This is a genomic window from Streptococcus mitis, from assembly GCF_002096835.1.
Taxonomy (GTDB): domain Bacteria; phylum Bacillota; class Bacilli; order Lactobacillales; family Streptococcaceae; genus Streptococcus; species Streptococcus mitis_W.
The window spans coordinates 82,814-99,071 of record NZ_NCVG01000018.1 but is presented as its reverse complement, the minus strand read 5'-3'; the positions used below and the strand labels follow the sequence as shown (position 1 = coordinate 99,071).

The following is a 16,258-nucleotide window of genomic DNA, read 5'->3' as shown; positions in this document are numbered from 1 at the left end:
ATACAGCCTGATTTCAGGCTATTTTTTAAAATTCTGCCTCAACTCGGTAGATAACTTGCCCCTTATTGGAGAATTTTTGCTCGTATTCTGTCATGACATTGCCTTCAAAATCACTGGCATGTAAGTCTAGCCAGACACCATTGAGTTTCATGCCATACTGAGAAAAGCTCACTAGACTGTACTCAAACAAGCCACGGTTATCTGTTTTGAAATGAATTTCTCCATTTTCAGGCAAGATACGCTTGAAGGTGTCCAAGAAGGTCTTGTAGGTCAAACGACGCTTTTCATGGCGTTTTTTAGGCCATGGATCTGAAAAATTCAGATACAAGCGATCAATCTCACCGTCTTCAAAGTAGTCAGTCAAGTCAGAACCATCTACCCACAAGAGCTTGATGTTAGGTACTCCAACTTCAAGCACCTTGTCCAAAGCGTAGCTCAAAACAGACTTTTGAATATCAATCCCGATATAGTTGATGTCAGGGTTTTGCTTGGCCATACCTGAAACAAAGGCACCCTTTCCACTTCCAACTTCCACATGAATGGGATTATCATTACCAAACAAGTCCCGCCATTTCCCCTTGGCTTCCAAGGGATTGAGGATCACATACTGGGGATTTGCCTCTAGTAATTCTGTCGCCCCTTTACGATTTCTAACTCTCATCTTCTCTTTCCATACTTGTCTCGGAAGTGACGCAAGCCATGAATCTCCCGATTGACATTTTCTAAATCTTGGTTCATATAATACTTGGAAATCTGGCTCAAGTAAGACAATTGACCGTACCAATACAATTTAGTTAATACCGTTTGATTGTACTTATAACCGTAGTAGGTCAACCATTCCTTCCACTGATGTTCTGGAATATAATGGCAGAGCATGTGAGCTACATCAAACATGCGGTCGGTCAAGCGAACCGAATCCCAATCTACCAAATAAATCAAGCCACTATCTGTCTCAATCCAATTACTATGTCGTACATCTCCATGGACAATGGTCGCATAGTCCTCTCTAAATCCTGGAATAGTCTGACGTAAATCAGCCATCACTTCACTGATAAAATGATTTTTACGCAAAGCATCTGGAGCCGTTTCTTGCCAAGACTGTAGTAAATCTACAGGTGTTTCCATGGCATAGCCCAAACGACTCAACTGTGTCATCAACGGACGTGAGCGATGAAGACGGGTTAAGATATTGACGATTTGTTTACGATTCATATCATAGGGGGTCAATATCTTGCCTGTCAACCATTCTTGAGCACACATATCACGCCCATCTGCCAAACGGCGACTCCATAATAATTGTGGAGCAATTTGTTCTCTAGCTAGACCAGGTAGGATTGGAGAGGTGTTCATTTTTACAAAGATACGCTTCCCATCAGGATAGCTACCCATATAAGCCTTGCCACTTTTCCCAGGTATGGGAGTCAGTGTTAGCTCATTATCACCCAAATCCATTTCTTTCCTCCGTATAAAGTTTCCTTACTATTCTACTAGTTTTTGGCCTATTCGTCAACCGCTCCACACCCGATTCTCAAAGAAAAGCCTCTGGATTGGCTTGGGTATCATTATAGAAAGAAAAGGCAAGCATAATCTTCTACTTACCTTTTCATCATTTTTATAAATAATATAAGAGTGGCCAAGCATTGTAAAACATATGAACTAAAGTGGAGACCCATAGATTTTGGCTCTTTTTATAAGCAAAGCCCAGCAACAAGCCCCCAAGTAGATAAAAAATAAACGAAAGGGCATTAGAAGGTCCATGCATGAAAGAAAAGAGAGAGGATGTCAGCACAAGCCCTAACCAAGAGTTGTCAAAAACCGCACCTTGAAGAAGTCCTCTGAAAATGAGTTCCTCCTGGATGGGTCCAAAAACTGAGGAAGTCAAAATCAAAGACAGGGAAATTCCTCTGCTGACTTCCGCCAAGTGTTGAACTCCTGCGCCAGAAGAAACAGCGAAGAAATGAATATAAACTAGCGTCTCAAGAACGCTTAGAAGAAAGATTGCAATGAAAAGCAAAAGTTGTTTCTTGCTTAACATCCCAAAAGAAATCATTTCAAACTGTCTAGCATAAACAACACTCAGCGAGGTTACTAGAAGACTTACAATAATCAGTTCAGATTCATTTTGAAAAAAATCCCCATGGTTAATCGTATATGGAACTGTGATTACAATTATTAGTACTAAAAATCCAAAACAAAAGGCATGAAATTTATCAAAAAACTCCATAAAACTAGCCTCCTCAACAAACAGACTTCCCTACAAGTCATCCTTTAGCTCTAGTCTTTCCAAAACAAACCATTTGAGTAACCAAAATCCGACCACATAGCCAGCCCCTAAGAAGATAGCCATTAAAGATAGCATGGGATTTAGGAAATAAAAGACCACAACAGATACAAAAGTTAGCACAAAAACATTAAAGGCAATGGTGTCAGAAGCCAAGACTAGAATATAAGGTGTCAACCAGTCTAAGGTTTTGGAATCTAGGAAAAATAAGTGTTTATACATGATGACCTCCTCTATGGCTAAAAAGCAAGCCTTTTGGTTTTTCACCCCAAGACCCTATGTAGAAAAGTGAGCAAAAATGGTAAGTTTGCGATGATATTATTAACAATATGAATCGAATAAGAAGGATAGATACTCTTCGTATAACGTGTCAGCCAGGCATATAGAAAACCTACTGTCGTATAGACAAAAATATCTGCGAGACTTGGCATGCTAGAAAAGTGAGGTAAGGCAAATAAGAATGACGGAAAGAGAAGATCCAGCCTCCACCTCGAATTCTTAAAGAAGGCATGTTGAAGCAGTCCTCTACATACCAATTCTTCCATCAGAGGTCCTAGTACGATTAAGGTTAGGTAAACACCAAACTCCGCAAAATTTGTCTCACTATAGGCAATAAACAAATTCCACCCTTCATTGGTTCCCTGAACGTGTTTAGCTGTCAGATAGTTAAAACAGATAAGCACAACAGCTGCTAACACCGTCAGGACGGAATAGCTCAACCACTTTTTTCTAGGGATACGAAAGAGATAAGCATGGCCCGACCTGACCAAAATCCAAATCATAAAGCAGATAAAGAGAAGGCTGATGATGTTTCGAATCCAGATAAGATTTCCTACCCAAGACGAGAACTCCCAATAATTGCTCCAAAATTGGGTTGTCCAAAACAATCCGAAAAACAGAAACAAATAAGAAAGAATTGCACTCGCTTTGAAAAGAATAGGATGTTTTTTCATAGCTTTCTCCATTACAATTAAATGATATCTAATCATTTTCTAAAATTTGATAACTTTTGTGAAATGTTTTAGCAGAAACAACTCTATGATTGGTGATATCTATATAATCACCTGGATAACCGAGAACATACATCCCATAACCAGCGAATCCTCCTCCAACTGTTCCAACTAAACCAAACTTGATATTCGTTACGAGAGAAGTGTTAAGACCTGCCATTAAAATGCGCACATGATTATCCAACCAAACCATATAATTTTTTTGAAAAGCTTCCTCTACCCAACTTGGTTTAGGAGTTGCTTGACCAATTTCCCAAACATCAACAATTTGATTCCCATATTTTGCCTTCATATCTTCAATCCTTTTTAAATACCATTACATGAGTTTGGAGTTCCCCCTATACCATAAGGACTACATGGTTTTGAAAGATGTATAATAGACCACTTACCATTTAATTGCTCCAAAATTGGGTTATCTCAAACAGTCCGAAAAACAGAAACAAATAAGAAAGAATAGCACTCATTTTGAAAAGAATAGGATATTTTTTCATATGAATCCTCCCCACTATCTACAAGACAACAGCTAGCCTAATACCTCCCCTTGCTAGGATCTACTGCTGCAAGATTAAGAGGACAGTTTGCTCTTTTTAAGACTAATCCGACTGCTAGATAATAGATATATTAAAGCATTAAAGACAATGAAAATATGTCCATAGAATAAAATCAACCTCGCATCCAAACCAAGATAAAGTTTAATCATCACAAAGATAAGCAAAAGAATTTGAAACCATATCGTTTTCCTAAAAATAAATTTAAAACGGTTTTGAATGTCTGCCTCCTTGATTTGGACCGCAAACCCTTTATTGGTAAGAAGAAAAACTCCTGCTTCAAACAAGGCACTGTAAAGAACAAGCCACCCAATCGATTCATTAGAGATTTGTAAAAATGTCCCTAAAAGAATATTCAAAATACTACTCAAGAAAATAACAAGAAATAATCTATATTTCATTTTAAATACCTCCATTTACTTATTTCACGGACAGTTTAATAGAGCCTTCTAATCAAAAATTCTATTAGAAGAGGAAGGCAAACTACTTTTTATAATACTTCAAGCCCCAAATAAGCAGAAGCATGATGATTAAGCAGAGAACAGCGCCAATATAAGCGATTAGTTGTTGGTAGGATTCTCCTGCTGTGATACCTCTATACAAACAAATAATAGACATAAAGCCTGTCAAGCCGATGAACATAAGTTGATTGGTTCTAGGACTAACCAAATCATCATCTTCAAACTTTCTTATCCTCATTTCTCTAGTGAGGTAAACAGTGACCAAAATAGAAGCCAAGTTAATAACCACTAAAAGAAATTGGAAAACCAAGGAAAAATTTAAAAACTGACGAGATAGAAATAAATAAGTAGAGACAAGCAAAGGCAACTGACCTAGGAACAATCTTGCAAGAAAGATGTTCCGTTTTTTAGCAAGAAAAGTTTTCATTTCTTTTCTCCTTTCTTTTTCATGATAGCAAAATAAATCATAGCTGCAATCACATAGGCTATGGTATAAAATAGATGATACCAAATACTCTCCCTAAGCGGATAAAGAAGGATAGACATGATCAGATATAGAACGAAAATAATCAGTATTTTTTTCTTCATAAAATTTCCTCCTGAATGTTTGTTGAGCTAGAACCTTTACACTGCTAGTATAGCACTCATTTTGACCTTGGATCGCTCAAATCATAAATGGTCATCAAAACATCTTGAATTGTTAAAAATAAAAAAAAGCAAGCATGAAAAACATACTTGCCCTATGGAAACTTAACAATGTGAAAATACAAAATAGAAAACTACTCACCCTCACTTCCGTCTGTTCTCATATATTCTCATGATTGCAACAAGAATAGCAGCTGTCCCACTTGCCAAAGCGATAAGGGTAATGATAATGTTGAGGATTTCAGGCGTACTCCCTATTCTGTTGATAAGACGGAGTAGGGATATAACTGTCAACTGAATCAGGAGTATTGATTCTACTCTTACCATTGAAGTAAGTCTGTTTTCAACTGCATATAAAAAGGCTGGTAACATAACACAGGCTATAGCAATCACAAACAGGTTGCTCCCCGTTTCTTCTCCCTTATTCACCACGGAAATCATGAGAAGATTCGATGCTATAATCAACGTAGAACAGATGATAAAAAAGGATTTCTTATTCATATAGGATACCTCATATACTATGGCATTTTAATTGATGACTACAGGTAGTACTTTTTTACACAAGTCTTCTAATCATCAACTGACATCGAGTGAACCGTTAAAACCTGACGAAAGACTTGATTTTTGCAGGTGGTATTGAGACTGGTATTGGGATGACTTTCCACAATTTTCATGACGGTATAGAGACCAACTCCTCTCTCCTCCCCTTTAGAACTGGCTCCAAAGGAGAAGATTTCAGAAATATCGATGCTCTCTTCTTTGATGGAGTTTTCAATGATAAAGGTCTCCTGTGCTCCATTTTTTAAAAAGGCAATTGAAACGTGAGGTTGACTGGCCTCTACACTAGCTTCAATAGCGTTGTCACAAAGGATAGACACAATGGTTAGAAAATCAAGTAGACTCATCCCCTCGACCTGAATCTCCTCAGGAACTTCGACATTAAAGACAATCTTCTTATCTCTAGCTTTTAGAAATTTCCCTGCTAGAAGACTTTTGAGGGCTTTATCACGAATATTCACCAATCGGCCTAGGTCATATTTATTGTCCTGCAATTTTTCACTAGAATCCTTTAAGACGGAGTCGTAGACCTCTTTTATCTGCTCCATGTCCTCCTCTTCAATGCCCAGACGTAAACTAGTCAAGAGGTTGCTATAATCATGGCGAAAGCTCCGTACTTCCTTGTAAAGTTCCTCTATATGTCGACTATAGCGCTCCATATCTCTATAGCGCAAGACCTGCTCTTGGTCCAGTCTCTCACGGAGTTTGTCCTTCAAATAGGTATCTAATTTCTTGATAACCCCCATAAAAAAGAGGAGGTAAAACACTAGGATGAGATGGCGAACAGTCTTTGATTGAATACCTTGTTCATATTCAAAGAAAGACAGATTTTGCATCACTAGATAGTAAGCCCCCATTATCCAGTTAATCTTAGTCAGGGACTGTTGAAAAGCTTTATCTAGAATCTCCTTTCTCAAGTTAGTGAAATCATAGTCCAACCATTTCAAAAAGACTAAAACTATGAAGCAAACGAATATCGTCATCAATAAAAAGATAGGATTGCTATCTTTATCTACAATTTCTTGTCCCAAAAATGGAAGCACAAAATAGTAGACCCCTCTATAAAAGAGATTCACCAATATCATTGGAAAGAGACCATAAAAGAAAAGGAGTTTTTTAGGAAGCCCTCTCAACAATAAGAAAGACAAGCCTATGCCGTACAAGGGTTCCATAAAATAAAATAGGAAACTATCTCCTACCATATAGCCAATCATTAAAAAAACAAAGGCCAACAGTATCTTAAAAAGAAAAGCTTTAAAAATCCTCTCAAAAGTGAGACCAATTCCATCCACCTTAAAGAAAATGACAATTTCTAGTCCATGAGTAACAAGTGTATACAATAATATCCAAGCAATATTCATAAACTCTCCTAGCTCAATGTAAGTTATTGATAGTCTCAGACACTTCCCTGACCTTATAACGCGCGATTAGACAACTTCCACCATTGGGAAAGAAAAGGAGTTTTTCTTTCTTATCCAAACGAACCACATTTGCAGGATTGATGAGAAAAGAGCGGTGGCACTGCAAGAGACGGGGGTCCTGCTTGAAAACCTCCTCTAAACTCGCTGTAAATTCCAACCTATCCGTCTTAGTATAGAGAATAACACGATGGGCTCTGGGCGATGTTTCGAGATAGTAGACCTCTTTAAAAGGATACTGGAATTGGGCAAATTTTGATTTAAAGTAAAAGCAATCTTCCGCCAGACTTTTACTGTCTTGACTATTGGCATAGAGAAGGGCTGTCTCGATCCGAGATTCAAACTCCTCTGCTGACAAGGCCTTATCAATGTAGTCCAGAGCAGACACTTGGTAGCGAAAAGATAGAGGCATAAACTCCGAGTGAGTCGTCACAAAGACGATGAGAGCATAAGGATCTCGATCCCGAATTTTTCTAGCCACTTCCAGCCCCTTCATCTCCTCATTTCGAATCTCAATATCCAAAAAGAATAGCTGATGGGCTCCCTTCTCATGCACCTCTGCCAGCAGTTGATCTGGTTTGCCAAAAACTTCAAAAGAACTGGGAGTGATATGATGTTCCTTCAAGAGTTTTTCAATCGTCGTTTCAATCCTAGTCTGTTGGGAAAAATCATCTTCTAAAACAAATATTCTCATCTTCTTAGTCTCCTTGTTTCAATTTCTTCCTAAAAAGAGAATAGCAAAAATACTATGACACAAGCCCACCAAATCTTAAACAGGCCTTTAACGCTCCTGAAGGGTATCTTGTTCCTCAAATAAGCATGATAATCTTACCACTATTTTATCATAAAATCTTAACAGTACCATTCAGGAAATTTCAAGGACAATTAAAGATTTGATGGTGAAAAAGGAGATAAAAATGATAGACTGACAGTATCAAAATACAATTGCTAGAATCAAGACTAGCACCCAGATTAAAGGAGGAATTTTCATGACAGATACAGACCCTATCAAAAGAGCTCAGACTTTGATTACTGACTTAAACAAAGCCTATCAAGCATGCAGACAGGCAAGCGCTGACGACGTCCGCTTTCAGGAGCAATTAAACTCTATTCTTGGTTTTCTAGCCAAGGCTGAAACAGTGGATAATCGAGTCTTGATTGAACTGGAAAAATTTTACCAGACTTCCAGTCTTCTCATGGGACTCAGTGCTCTCAATCCAGATGCTCCTACTCGCGCCGCTTGGCGGGCCTATGACCGCTTCCACTTTGACCAAGTCAAGACCAAGTTGAGTCTCTACGGACCAACCATTATCTTGTAGAAAATAAAAGAAGTTGATACAAACTGATCTCAACTTCTTTTTTAATATCATATAAGCATCTTAGTCCTGCATCTGACGTTTGACCTGATAAGGTAAGTACAAGACTAGTAAAACCAAACCAGCTCCCAGTAAGGCTAGAAGGGCTAGTTTTTCTTGGAAGGTAATCAACCCAACAACTAATTCCACAAGTAAAACAAAACTGGTCAATCCTCGTACTACCGCCTGCAAGCCTCTTTCCTTTTGCCCCTTGTCCAGTGGAAAGAGTTGGGTCAAATACTGGTAGTCAAAGGCATGATAGAGGGCCAGCAACTGGAAGAGCAAGAGGTAGTTAAAGAGAACTACCACTGCTGTCGCAATCCAAGCTTGCTCGATAAAAACCTGCGCCAGTATGGACAGCAAGAGCAGACGAAGACTGAGAGCAAAGAGGTCTCCATTTCGTAGATAAGAACGCAGATAGAGATTTTGCCAAATCTTTCCAGGCACCTTCTGAACAGCCTTTAGGATAAAGTCCAGATAGGCACGACGCTTGACGCTGTTTGAAATTCCCTTGACCTGCGTAAAGAGGGCAAAGAAACGAAGTAAGACTTGCTTGCGCTTGCTTTCTTGGGAAATGACATAGTCCCAGTCCAGTCCAGTTTCCGTGAAACATTTGCTGGCCTTTTGACGAAAGAGGAAATATTTACCTAACCCAAACAAAAGCACATAGACCAGAAAAACAGGCAAACCATAACCCATTGCTAAAAATAAGGGCGCAAATAACAGCAAGAAAAGGGTCTGGACAAAGAGCCAAAAGACTAGGGAAATGCCAGTTTGACGCTTGAGATGGAGCTTGATTTCCTCTTCTCCAACTAAGAGAAAGAGCTTGTCTGGAGCCTCCATATAGGTGGCAATTCCTCCCCAAAGCAAAAGTAAAACAGACGTAATTCCTACAAACAAAAGGATAGGCCAATGATTTTCAGGAAAATGTTGCAAGAGTTGACTGTACTGGTAGGCTAGAAAGCCCAGCAGGACTAGCAGGAACAAGACAAAGTGGTCATTGAGAACATAGCGCAGATAACCGACACACTCCTTACGAAAAGCCTGCTTTCTCTTTAAAAACAAGTCTTTCATAGCTCCTCCTCTTTGGTCAGAGCCAAGTAAATATCATTCAAACTAGCCTCAGGCATGTCAAAGGCTTCGCGCAATTGCAGGAGATTTCCCTTGGCACGCACTTCCCCCTTGTGGAGAATGACAAAGGCATCACACATCTTCTCCGCCGAATCCAGCACGTGGGTACTCATGAGAATGGACTTGCCCTTTTGCTTTTCCACTTCCAAAAGCTGAATCAAGTCAGAAATAGCCAACGGATCGAGACCAAGGAAAGGCTCATCCACGATAAAGAGACTTGGATCCACCACAAAAGCACAGATAATCATGACCTTCTGCTTCATCCCTTTTGAAAAATGAACAGGAAACCAGTCTAATTTCTGGTCCAGACGGAACATTTTTAACAAAGGTTCTACTCGATCAAAAGCCAGTTTCTGCTCAATACCATAAGCCATAGCAACCGTTTCGATATGCTCTCTGAGGGTCAATTCCTCATACAAGCTAGGTGTCTCGGGAATGTAGCCAATTTGCTTGCGATAGTTCGTTGCATCTTCTTGCAGGGTTAGACCATTGATATTGATGGAGCCGCTATAAGGTGTCAAAAGACCGATAATCTCATTAATAGTCGTCGATTTCCCAGCACCATTGAGACCAATCAGACCGACCAACTGTCCACTTTCAACAGTAAAGGACACATCTTTCAAGACAGGGACATGGACATAGCCACCTGTCAGGTTTTTAATTTCTAACATATTTTCTCCAAATCTGGTATAATGTAGCTATATTATATCAAAATTCAATACAGTAGAGGTAGATTTTATGTCAGATTGCATTTTTTGTAAAATCATCGCAGGGGAAATTCCTGCTTCAAAAGTATATGAAGATGAGCAGGTTCTTGCCTTTCTTGATATCTCTCAAGTGACACCAGGACATACCTTGGTCGTGCCAAAAGAACACTATCGTAATCTTTTGGAAATGGACGCTACTAGCGCCAGCCAACTCTTTGCTCAAGTACCAAAAGTGGCTCAAAAAGTTATGAAAGCTACCAAGGCTGCTGGTATGAATATCATTGCCAACTGTGAAGAAATCGCAGGGCAAACCGTCTTTCATACCCACGTTCACCTCGTGCCTCGCTACAGTGCGGACGATGACCTCAAGATTGATTTTATCGCCCACGAACCAGACTTTGACAAACTCGCTCAAGTCGCTGAAATCATCAAAAACGCCTAAGGAGTTGCCATGAAATTATCCAACCTACTGCTATTTGCAGGAGCTGCGGCCGGAAGTTATCTGGTCACAAAAAATCGCCAAACCATCACAGATGAAGTCTTGAATACCACTGACCGCGTTCAAGCTATCAAGGACGATGTGGATATTATCCAAAATAGCCTGCAAATCATTGACCAGCAAAAAGAACTCATCAAGGAATACCAAGAAGACCTGACTTACAAGTTTAAGGTCTTGGAAAAGGATATCCAGACTAGACTAGCTGTTATCAAAGAAACACAGGAAATCGAAGATAAGTAAAAAGAGCCAATTGGCTCTTTTTAGTTTATAGATTTTTTAAGACTTTCCTTAAGTAATGACGGACGGTAGCGACCTTCTTCGAAGTTCCATACCTAAACTTTGAGCCTAGGTCTCAAAGTTTCCGAACACCTGAAATCAAACGGTTTCAGGTGTTTTCATTACGGCGGAAAGTCTGGGAAAGTATTTGATTTATACTCAATGAAAATCAAAGAGCAAACTAAGAAACTAGCCGCAGCTTGCTCAAACACTGTTTTGAGGTTGTAGATAAGACTGACGAAGTCAGTCACATATATACGGCAAGACGACGTTGACACGGTTTGAAGAGATTTTCGAAGAGTATTATTCTCCTTCAAAGGCATCTTTAATATGGTCAAAGAAGCCCTTTTTCTTTGGATTGACTTTCAAATCACCAGCAGCTGCGAATTCTTTCAAGGCTGCTTTTTGACGGTCGTTCAAGCCTGTCGGTGTTACGACATTAACGGTAACATATTGGTCACCAACTGCACCACCACGAAGGCTCGGAGCTCCCTTGCCACGTAGACGGAATTTCTTACCAGTCTGAGTTCCCTCTGGGATAACCAATTCAACATCACCGTGAACCGTTGGGATATCAACTGTATCACCAAGAGCTGCTTGGACAAAGTTGAGGTTGAGATTGTAGAAGATAGTGGTTCCTTCACGTTCAAACTTGTCGCTGGCTTCCACAGAAACCACTACATACAAGTCACCATAAGGTCCACCGTTAAATCCAGCTTCACCTTGACCAGCTAGGCGAATTTGTTGACCAGTTTCCACACCAGCAGGAATTTTGACATGTACGCTATGCGCTTGTTTTTCATGCCCTGTTCCGTGACATGTTGTACATGGATCTTTGATTTCTTTTCCGCGACCGTGACAGACATCACAGGTTACTTGGCGACGCATCATACCAAGCGGAGTCTGCGTATCGACGTTAATGACACCAGCACCATGACAGCGTCCACAAGTGACTGGACTTGTTCCTGGCTTAGCACCAGAACCATTACATGTACTACAGCTTGCTTCACGATTGTATTTAACCTCTTTTTCAGCTCCAAAAATAGCTTCTTCAAAGGTCAAATTCACACGGTATTGGAGGTCATCCCCCTGACGAGGAGCGTTTGGATTGCGCGAAGCACCACCACCGCCAAAGAAACTTGAGAAGATGTCCTCAAAACCACCGAAGCCACCTGCACCATTGAAACCGCCAAAACCACCTGCACCACCAAAGCCACCGTTGGCTCCAGCAGCACCGTATTGGTCATAGGCAGCACGTTTTTGGTCGTCACTCAAAGTCTCATAAGCTTCCTGAACTTCCTTGTACTTTTCCTCAGCACCAGGCTCCTTATTGATATCTGGGTGATATTTTTTCGAAAGCTTACGATAAGCCTTTTTGATCTCGTCTGCCGAAGCGTTTTTTGACACCCCCAGACGATCATAAAATTCAGTATTGTTCATACAAGATACCAAGACCGTAAAATTCGACTGAAAAATAGGAAATCTGACGCTGGAGCGATGCTCCTAGGCAGATTTATCTTTTTTCCGAGAATTTAGGTCGGGTTCAATTCCTTTCTTTTATATTGAGTAAGAAATTTGGGAACCCGTGTTCAGTTACGAACACCTTTGTTCCTTTATATAATTTTCATGTAAATCTTTAGAGGCTGTTTTCTATACTCTGCTTCACTTGATTAAACTCTTCATCTGATAGAGTAAATATCAAATCCTCTTCAGCATACTCGTTCTGTTCTTTAAAATAGTTGTCCGTATTCTCTGCCAACCCTAAACCGAAAATCACTTTTCTTGCAAACTCTTGATGTGCAAAACCGATAGCCGTAATGATTTGTTTATCTTGGACAAGAACTTTCGGTTGGAAATTCTCACGTGGAAGAAATTCAAAATAGTCAAAGAAGTTTTGCCAAATTCCACCTGTAAATTTCGTGTTGTTCAACAAGCCTGCTTTCGCCAATAAAAGGGGCGCTGAAGAAATGGCTACAATTAGGATATCTTGCTCATTAAGACTTCTCAAAAACGAAATCAATTTCTCATCTTGTAGAGCAGGACCTATATTGACCATTCCTGGCAAAATTACACAAGAATAATCTTCTATACAGAGCTGATCCAATGTTTTCGTCGGTTGACAGGGCAAACCATCCTCAGAGACTACCATCGAATTCTCAGAAGCGACATAATCAATCGTGATATCAAAAGACAGAGCTAAAGTACTCGTTAAAGTGGTTATCTCATAAAGAGAAAAATTAGGATAAATGATACAAAGTACTTTTTTCATACGCAACATCCTCTATTTTATCGAAAAACAGAGGCTGGATTGCAACCTCTGTGGATGAGTGAAGTAACTTAAATCAAATTTATTTTGATTTTAAATATCCAATAAGCACACAAACATTTATATATTTTTGTCTCTTCTTAGTATTGGCTATAAAATTCCAATAGATTAGAAGGAAAACACAGACAACCCAAACCATGCCAATTATAAACGATATTATAAATTCTGGTTTTTGTATGGTTGCTGATACTAGTGCTGATACTAGCGCTGACAACAATACTGAAGTAACAAAATTCCTTACCGCCTCATCATTTTTAACACAACTTTCATGCTCAGCTAAAATAATTGCTTTATACCTAGCCAAATACACTACTGGAATATTATCTATAAAATCTTTTGCAGATTCATAACTATCAGCTTTATTACAAAAATCATTATAAACTTTTCGTGTATTTTTTAGATACTCTTCATCCAATACACTCATCTTACTTCTCCGTAAACTCTCCGTCTACGACGTCATCGCCTGCGTTTCCTGTTGCTTGCGCCCCTTCTGCTCCTGCTTGAGCTTGTTGCGCTGCTGTAGCTTGTTCGTAGAGTTTAACAGCAAGGCCTTGAGCTTTTTCGTTCAATGCTTCAAGTTTTGCTTTCATGTCGTCCAAGTTATTGTCTTCTTGCGCTTTCTTAAGGTCATCAAGGGCAGCTTGGGCAGCGTCACGTTCTGCGTCGAAGCCTTTGCCTTCAGTTTCCTTGATTGTCTTTTCAGTCGCAAAGATTGCTTGGTCTACTTCGTTACGAAGGTCAACTTCTTCCTTACGTTTCTTATCTGCTTCAGCGTTAGCTTCTGCATCTTTCATCATGCGGTCGATTTCTTCGTCAGTCAAACCTGAGTTTGATTGGATCACAATAGTTTGTTCTTTTTGAGTTCCAAGATCTTTGGCCTTAACAGACACGATACCATTCTTGTCGATGTCGAAAGTTACTTCGATTTGAGGAATTCCACGAGGTGCAGCTGGAATATCTGTCAATTGGAAGCGTCCAAGAGTCTTGTTATCTGCTGCCATTGGGCGTTCACCTTGAAGAACGTGGATATCAACGGCTGGTTGGTTGTCTGCTGCAGTTGAGAAGACTTGTGATTTAGATGTTGGAATAGTAGTGTTGCGATCGATAAGTTTTGTAAATACTCCACCCATTGTTTCGATACCAAGTGACAATGGTGTTACGTCAAGAAGGACAACGTCTTTAACATCACCAGTAATCACACCACCTTGGATGGCAGCACCCATAGCAACTACTTCATCAGGGTTTACTGATTTGTTTGGTTCTTTACCAGTTTCAGCCTTAACAGCTTCAACAACGGCAGGGATACGAGTTGAACCACCAACAAGGATAACTTCGTCGATTTCTGACAAGCTCAAACCTGCATCAGAAAGGGCTTGACGAACTGGAACTTTTGTACGTTCTACAAGGTCACGAGTCAAATCGTCAAATTTTGCACGAGTCAAAGTCATTTCCAAGTGAAGAGGTCCAGCTTCACCAGCAGTGATAAATGGCAAGCTGATTTGAGTTGAAGTTACACCAGAAAGGTCTTTCTTAGCTTTTTCAGCTGCATCTTTCAAACGTTGCATTGCCATCTTGTCAGTAGACAAGTCAATACCGTTTTCTTTCTTGAATTCTGCTACCAAGTGGTCGATAATTTTTTGGTCAAAGTCGTCACCACCAAGTTTGTTGTCCCCTGCAGTTGACAATACGTCGAAGACACCGTCACCCAATTCAAGGATAGATACGTCGAATGTACCACCACCAAGGTCAAATACCAAGATTTTTTCTTCTTTGTCAGTCTTGTCCAAACCATAAGCAAGAGCGGCTGCAGTTGGTTCGTTGACGATACGTTCTACTTCAAGACCAGCGATTTTACCAGCGTCTTTTGTTGCTTGACGTTGAGCGTCGTTGAAGTAAGCTGGAACTGTAATAACTGCTTTAGTCACTTTTTCACCAAGGTAGTCTTCAGCGTAGCCTTTCAAGTATTGAAGAATCATAGCTGAGATTTCTTGCGGAGTGTATTCTTTTCCGTTTGCAGAAACTTTTTCAGAAGTTCCCATCTTAGATTTGATAGAGATAACTGTATCTGGGTTTGTAACTGCTTGACGTTTTGCAGCATCACCAACGATGATTTCGCCGTTTTTAAATGATACTACAGATGGAGTTGTGCGGTTTCCTTCTGGGTTTGCGATGATTTTTGATTCAGTTCCTTCAAGAACTGCAACCGCTGAGTTTGTTGTACCTAAGTCAATACCGATAATTTTAGACATGTGTTTTTCTCCTTGTTAGTTAATTTTCTATTTTTGATATTTCCCTTAAGTGGTGGGGACGTGAGCAACTCCCTTCGGGATTTCATCACTTATTTTTGAGCCTATTGTCTCAAAAATCCCCTGTTTCAGTAGCAGAAGCTACTGAAACTTTCACCACGGCGGGAAATATCTTCCTTGCAAGCCTCCGGCTTGCCTCTTATCTTTCTTCATAGTTTATTGTCGTTTCGGACAAATTTTGTCAAGTTTTCTAAACTAGTTATAGACCACTACCATGGCTGGGCGTAGGATGCGGTCATGGAGTTTGTAGCCTTTTTGGAAGACTTGGGCGATGGTATCTGTTGGGTGTTCATCGTCTGCTGGGAGAGTTTGGATGGCCATATGATAGTTATGGTCAAATTCGCCATCAGCTGCGATTTCTTCGATTCCTTCTTCTTTCAAAGCGTGAATCAAGCTTTCTTGCACCATTTCCAATCCCTTCTTCACATCATCTGTCAAACCTTCAACTGCGAGTGCACGCTCAAGGTTGTCCAAAGAAGGGAGAATCGCTTTTGCCAAATCCTGGCTACGATAACGTTGCAAGTTTTGACGCTCTTCATTGGCACGGCGTTGTATATTTTGCATTTCTGCATGAGCGCGAAGGTATTTATTTTCGAACTCATCTGCACGTTCATTCGCCAAGTCCAACTCAGACTTCTCAGGAGTTGTTTCTTCTACCGTTTCCACAACTTCCTCTTCTTGGACTTCTTCTACTTCTTCATTTTTTATATCTTGGGCCATTTTCGCCTCCTTTAATG

Annotated in this window: 22 protein-coding genes and 1 pseudogene; 3 read left to right on the top strand and 20 right to left on the bottom strand. The window is 40.0% G+C overall.

Going from position 1 to position 16,258, the window contains the following annotated elements:
• Window positions 1-25: 25 nt before the first annotated feature.
• The 13 genes and pseudogenes from trmB to B7699_RS02330 all read right to left on the bottom strand — a co-directional run bounded on the left by trmB (window position 26) and on the right by B7699_RS02330 (window position 7,615).
• Complete coding sequence (gene trmB, locus B7699_RS02390) at window positions 26-661, bottom strand: tRNA (guanosine(46)-N7)-methyltransferase TrmB (RefSeq protein WP_016399197.1); 636 nt, start codon at window positions 659-661, stop codon at window positions 26-28.
• Window positions 658-1,452: a cell cycle regulator CcrZ gene (gene ccrZ / locus B7699_RS02385; RefSeq protein ID WP_033683107.1), complete on the bottom strand. Its 795-nt coding sequence runs from the start codon at window positions 1,450-1,452 to the stop codon at window positions 658-660. Before ccrZ ends, trmB begins: the two co-directional genes overlap by 4 nt.
• 160 nt (window positions 1,453-1,612) lie before the next feature.
• The gene (locus B7699_RS02380) at window positions 1,613-2,224 is read right to left on the bottom strand and encodes a CPBP family intramembrane glutamic endopeptidase (RefSeq protein ID WP_084927031.1); all 612 of its coding nucleotides are present in this window, start codon (window positions 2,222-2,224) and stop codon (window positions 1,613-1,615) included.
• Window positions 2,225-2,254: 30 nt separating this feature from the next.
• Complete coding sequence (gene blpZ, locus B7699_RS02375) at window positions 2,255-2,503, bottom strand: immunity protein BlpZ (RefSeq protein WP_000276515.1); 249 nt, start codon at window positions 2,501-2,503, stop codon at window positions 2,255-2,257.
• Window positions 2,504-2,544: 41 nt separating this feature from the next.
• Complete coding sequence (locus tag B7699_RS02370; RefSeq protein WP_084927030.1) at window positions 2,545-3,234, bottom strand: CPBP family intramembrane glutamic endopeptidase; 690 nt, start codon at window positions 3,232-3,234, stop codon at window positions 2,545-2,547.
• A gap of 28 nt (window positions 3,235-3,262) precedes the next feature.
• Window positions 3,263-3,583, bottom strand: coding sequence for a role in replication (locus B7699_RS02365; RefSeq protein ID WP_084927029.1), 321 nt, complete (start codon window positions 3,581-3,583; stop codon window positions 3,263-3,265).
• A gap of 14 nt (window positions 3,584-3,597) precedes the next feature.
• Window positions 3,598-3,705: pseudogene (locus B7699_RS09680) on the bottom strand (ComC/BlpC family peptide pheromone/bacteriocin); the annotation flags it as partial.
• Window positions 3,706-3,856: 151 nt separating this feature from the next.
• Entirely contained in the window at window positions 3,857-4,240 is a 384-nt protein-coding gene (locus B7699_RS02355; RefSeq protein WP_042750195.1) for a hypothetical protein, read from the bottom strand.
• Between the two features lie 82 nt (window positions 4,241-4,322).
• Window positions 4,323-4,727, bottom strand: coding sequence for an immunity protein (locus tag B7699_RS02350; RefSeq protein WP_084927028.1), 405 nt, complete (start codon window positions 4,725-4,727; stop codon window positions 4,323-4,325).
• Window positions 4,724-4,888, bottom strand: a complete 165-nt coding sequence (locus B7699_RS02345; protein ID WP_084927027.1) for a hypothetical protein — start codon at window positions 4,886-4,888, stop codon at window positions 4,724-4,726. The genes B7699_RS02350 and B7699_RS02345 overlap by 4 nt, the downstream gene beginning before the upstream one ends.
• Window positions 4,889-5,089: 201 nt before the next feature.
• The gene (locus tag B7699_RS02340; RefSeq protein WP_084927026.1) at window positions 5,090-5,446 is read right to left on the bottom strand and encodes a hypothetical protein; all 357 of its coding nucleotides are present in this window, start codon (window positions 5,444-5,446) and stop codon (window positions 5,090-5,092) included.
• A 68-nt stretch (window positions 5,447-5,514) separates the two neighbouring features.
• On the bottom strand, window positions 5,515-6,864 hold the full coding sequence (locus tag B7699_RS02335; protein ID WP_084927025.1) for a sensor histidine kinase: 1,350 nt from the start codon (window positions 6,862-6,864) through the stop codon (window positions 5,515-5,517).
• Between the two features lie 13 nt (window positions 6,865-6,877).
• The gene (locus tag B7699_RS02330) at window positions 6,878-7,615 is read right to left on the bottom strand and encodes a response regulator transcription factor (protein ID WP_084927024.1); all 738 of its coding nucleotides are present in this window, start codon (window positions 7,613-7,615) and stop codon (window positions 6,878-6,880) included.
• 295 nt (window positions 7,616-7,910) lie between these two features.
• On the opposite strand from B7699_RS02330, the gene B7699_RS02325 reads away from it, so the two are divergent.
• Window positions 7,911-8,240, top strand: a complete 330-nt coding sequence (locus B7699_RS02325; RefSeq protein WP_084927023.1) for a helicase BlpT — start codon at window positions 7,911-7,913, stop codon at window positions 8,238-8,240.
• A 60-nt stretch (window positions 8,241-8,300) separates the two neighbouring features.
• Here the strand turns inward: B7699_RS02325 and B7699_RS02320 are convergent, their stop codons facing one another.
• Window positions 8,301-9,350: an ABC transporter permease gene (locus B7699_RS02320; protein ID WP_084927022.1), complete on the bottom strand. Its 1,050-nt coding sequence runs from the start codon at window positions 9,348-9,350 to the stop codon at window positions 8,301-8,303.
• Window positions 9,347-10,078: an ABC transporter ATP-binding protein gene (locus tag B7699_RS02315; RefSeq protein WP_084927021.1), complete on the bottom strand. Its 732-nt coding sequence runs from the start codon at window positions 10,076-10,078 to the stop codon at window positions 9,347-9,349. Before B7699_RS02315 ends, B7699_RS02320 begins: the two co-directional genes overlap by 4 nt.
• A 67-nt stretch (window positions 10,079-10,145) precedes the next feature.
• On the opposite strand from B7699_RS02315, the gene B7699_RS02310 reads away from it, so the two are divergent.
• Window positions 10,146-10,556 carry an HIT family protein gene (locus B7699_RS02310; RefSeq protein WP_049550803.1) on the top strand — a complete coding sequence of 137 codons (411 nt, stop codon included), beginning with the start codon at window positions 10,146-10,148 and terminating at the stop codon, window positions 10,554-10,556.
• Between the two features lie 9 nt (window positions 10,557-10,565).
• Window positions 10,566-10,853, top strand: a complete 288-nt coding sequence (locus B7699_RS02305; RefSeq protein WP_000777754.1) for a hypothetical protein — start codon at window positions 10,566-10,568, stop codon at window positions 10,851-10,853.
• Between the two features lie 339 nt (window positions 10,854-11,192).
• On the opposite strand, the gene dnaJ is transcribed toward B7699_RS02305, so the two are convergent.
• The 5 genes from dnaJ to grpE all read right to left on the bottom strand — a co-directional run bounded on the left by dnaJ (window position 11,193) and on the right by grpE (window position 16,241).
• A complete protein-coding gene (gene dnaJ, locus B7699_RS02295; protein WP_033679702.1) occupies window positions 11,193-12,329 on the bottom strand; it encodes a molecular chaperone DnaJ in 1,137 nt (378 codons plus the stop codon).
• Between the two features lie 196 nt (window positions 12,330-12,525).
• Window positions 12,526-13,158, bottom strand: coding sequence for a DJ-1/PfpI family protein (locus B7699_RS02290; RefSeq protein WP_084927020.1), 633 nt, complete (start codon window positions 13,156-13,158; stop codon window positions 12,526-12,528).
• Between the two features lie 79 nt (window positions 13,159-13,237).
• A complete protein-coding gene (locus tag B7699_RS02285; protein WP_000114425.1) occupies window positions 13,238-13,639 on the bottom strand; it encodes a hypothetical protein in 402 nt (133 codons plus the stop codon).
• Between the two features lies 1 nt (window position 13,640).
• Window positions 13,641-15,464, bottom strand: coding sequence for a molecular chaperone DnaK (gene dnaK / locus B7699_RS02280; protein WP_084927019.1), 1,824 nt, complete (start codon window positions 15,462-15,464; stop codon window positions 13,641-13,643).
• A gap of 252 nt (window positions 15,465-15,716) precedes the next feature.
• A complete protein-coding gene (grpE, locus tag B7699_RS02275) occupies window positions 15,717-16,241 on the bottom strand; it encodes a nucleotide exchange factor GrpE (RefSeq protein ID WP_084927018.1) in 525 nt (174 codons plus the stop codon).
• Window positions 16,242-16,258 lie beyond the last annotated feature (17 nt).

Bases quoted from the DNA above. Each gene is read 5' to 3' on its own strand.
- B7699_RS02340 (WP_084927026.1), bottom strand. From the start codon at position 5,446: ATGAATAAGAAATCCTTTTTTATCATCTGTTCTACGTTGATTATAGCA.
- B7699_RS02305 (WP_000777754.1), top strand. From the start codon at position 10,566: ATGAAATTATCCAACCTACTGCTATTTGCAGGAGCTGCGGCCGGAAGT.
- B7699_RS02320 (WP_084927022.1), bottom strand. From the start codon at position 9,350: ATGAAAGACTTGTTTTTAAAGAGAAAGCAGGCTTTTCGTAAGGAGTGT.
- B7699_RS02345 (WP_084927027.1), bottom strand. From the start codon at position 4,888: ATGAAGAAAAAAATACTGATTATTTTCGTTCTATATCTGATCATGTCT.
- B7699_RS02355 (WP_042750195.1), bottom strand. From the start codon at position 4,240: ATGAAATATAGATTATTTCTTGTTATTTTCTTGAGTAGTATTTTGAAT.
- trmB (WP_016399197.1), bottom strand. From the start codon at position 661: ATGAGAGTTAGAAATCGTAAAGGGGCGACAGAATTACTAGAGGCAAAT.
- B7699_RS02380 (WP_084927031.1), bottom strand. From the start codon at position 2,224: ATGGAGTTTTTTGATAAATTTCATGCCTTTTGTTTTGGATTTTTAGTA.
- B7699_RS02330 (WP_084927024.1), bottom strand. From the start codon at position 7,615: ATGAGAATATTTGTTTTAGAAGATGATTTTTCCCAACAGACTAGGATT.
- B7699_RS02315 (WP_084927021.1), bottom strand. From the start codon at position 10,078: ATGTTAGAAATTAAAAACCTGACAGGTGGCTATGTCCATGTCCCTGTC.
- dnaJ (WP_033679702.1), bottom strand. From the start codon at position 12,329: ATGAACAATACTGAATTTTATGATCGTCTGGGGGTGTCAAAAAACGCT.
- B7699_RS02285 (WP_000114425.1), bottom strand. From the start codon at position 13,639: ATGAGTGTATTGGATGAAGAGTATCTAAAAAATACACGAAAAGTTTAT.
- B7699_RS02350 (WP_084927028.1), bottom strand. From the start codon at position 4,727: ATGAAAACTTTTCTTGCTAAAAAACGGAACATCTTTCTTGCAAGATTG.
- dnaK (WP_084927019.1), bottom strand. From the start codon at position 15,464: ATGTCTAAAATTATCGGTATTGACTTAGGTACAACAAACTCAGCGGTT.
- ccrZ (WP_033683107.1), bottom strand. From the start codon at position 1,452: ATGGATTTGGGTGATAATGAGCTAACACTGACTCCCATACCTGGGAAA.
- grpE (WP_084927018.1), bottom strand. From the start codon at position 16,241: ATGGCCCAAGATATAAAAAATGAAGAAGTAGAAGAAGTCCAAGAAGAG.
- B7699_RS02325 (WP_084927023.1), top strand. From the start codon at position 7,911: ATGACAGATACAGACCCTATCAAAAGAGCTCAGACTTTGATTACTGAC.
- B7699_RS02365 (WP_084927029.1), bottom strand. From the start codon at position 3,583: ATGAAGGCAAAATATGGGAATCAAATTGTTGATGTTTGGGAAATTGGT.
- B7699_RS02310 (WP_049550803.1), top strand. From the start codon at position 10,146: ATGTCAGATTGCATTTTTTGTAAAATCATCGCAGGGGAAATTCCTGCT.
- B7699_RS02370 (WP_084927030.1), bottom strand. From the start codon at position 3,234: ATGAAAAAACATCCTATTCTTTTCAAAGCGAGTGCAATTCTTTCTTAT.
- B7699_RS02290 (WP_084927020.1), bottom strand. From the start codon at position 13,158: ATGAAAAAAGTACTTTGTATCATTTATCCTAATTTTTCTCTTTATGAG.
- B7699_RS02335 (WP_084927025.1), bottom strand. From the start codon at position 6,864: ATGAATATTGCTTGGATATTATTGTATACACTTGTTACTCATGGACTA.
- blpZ (WP_000276515.1), bottom strand. From the start codon at position 2,503: ATGTATAAACACTTATTTTTCCTAGATTCCAAAACCTTAGACTGGTTG.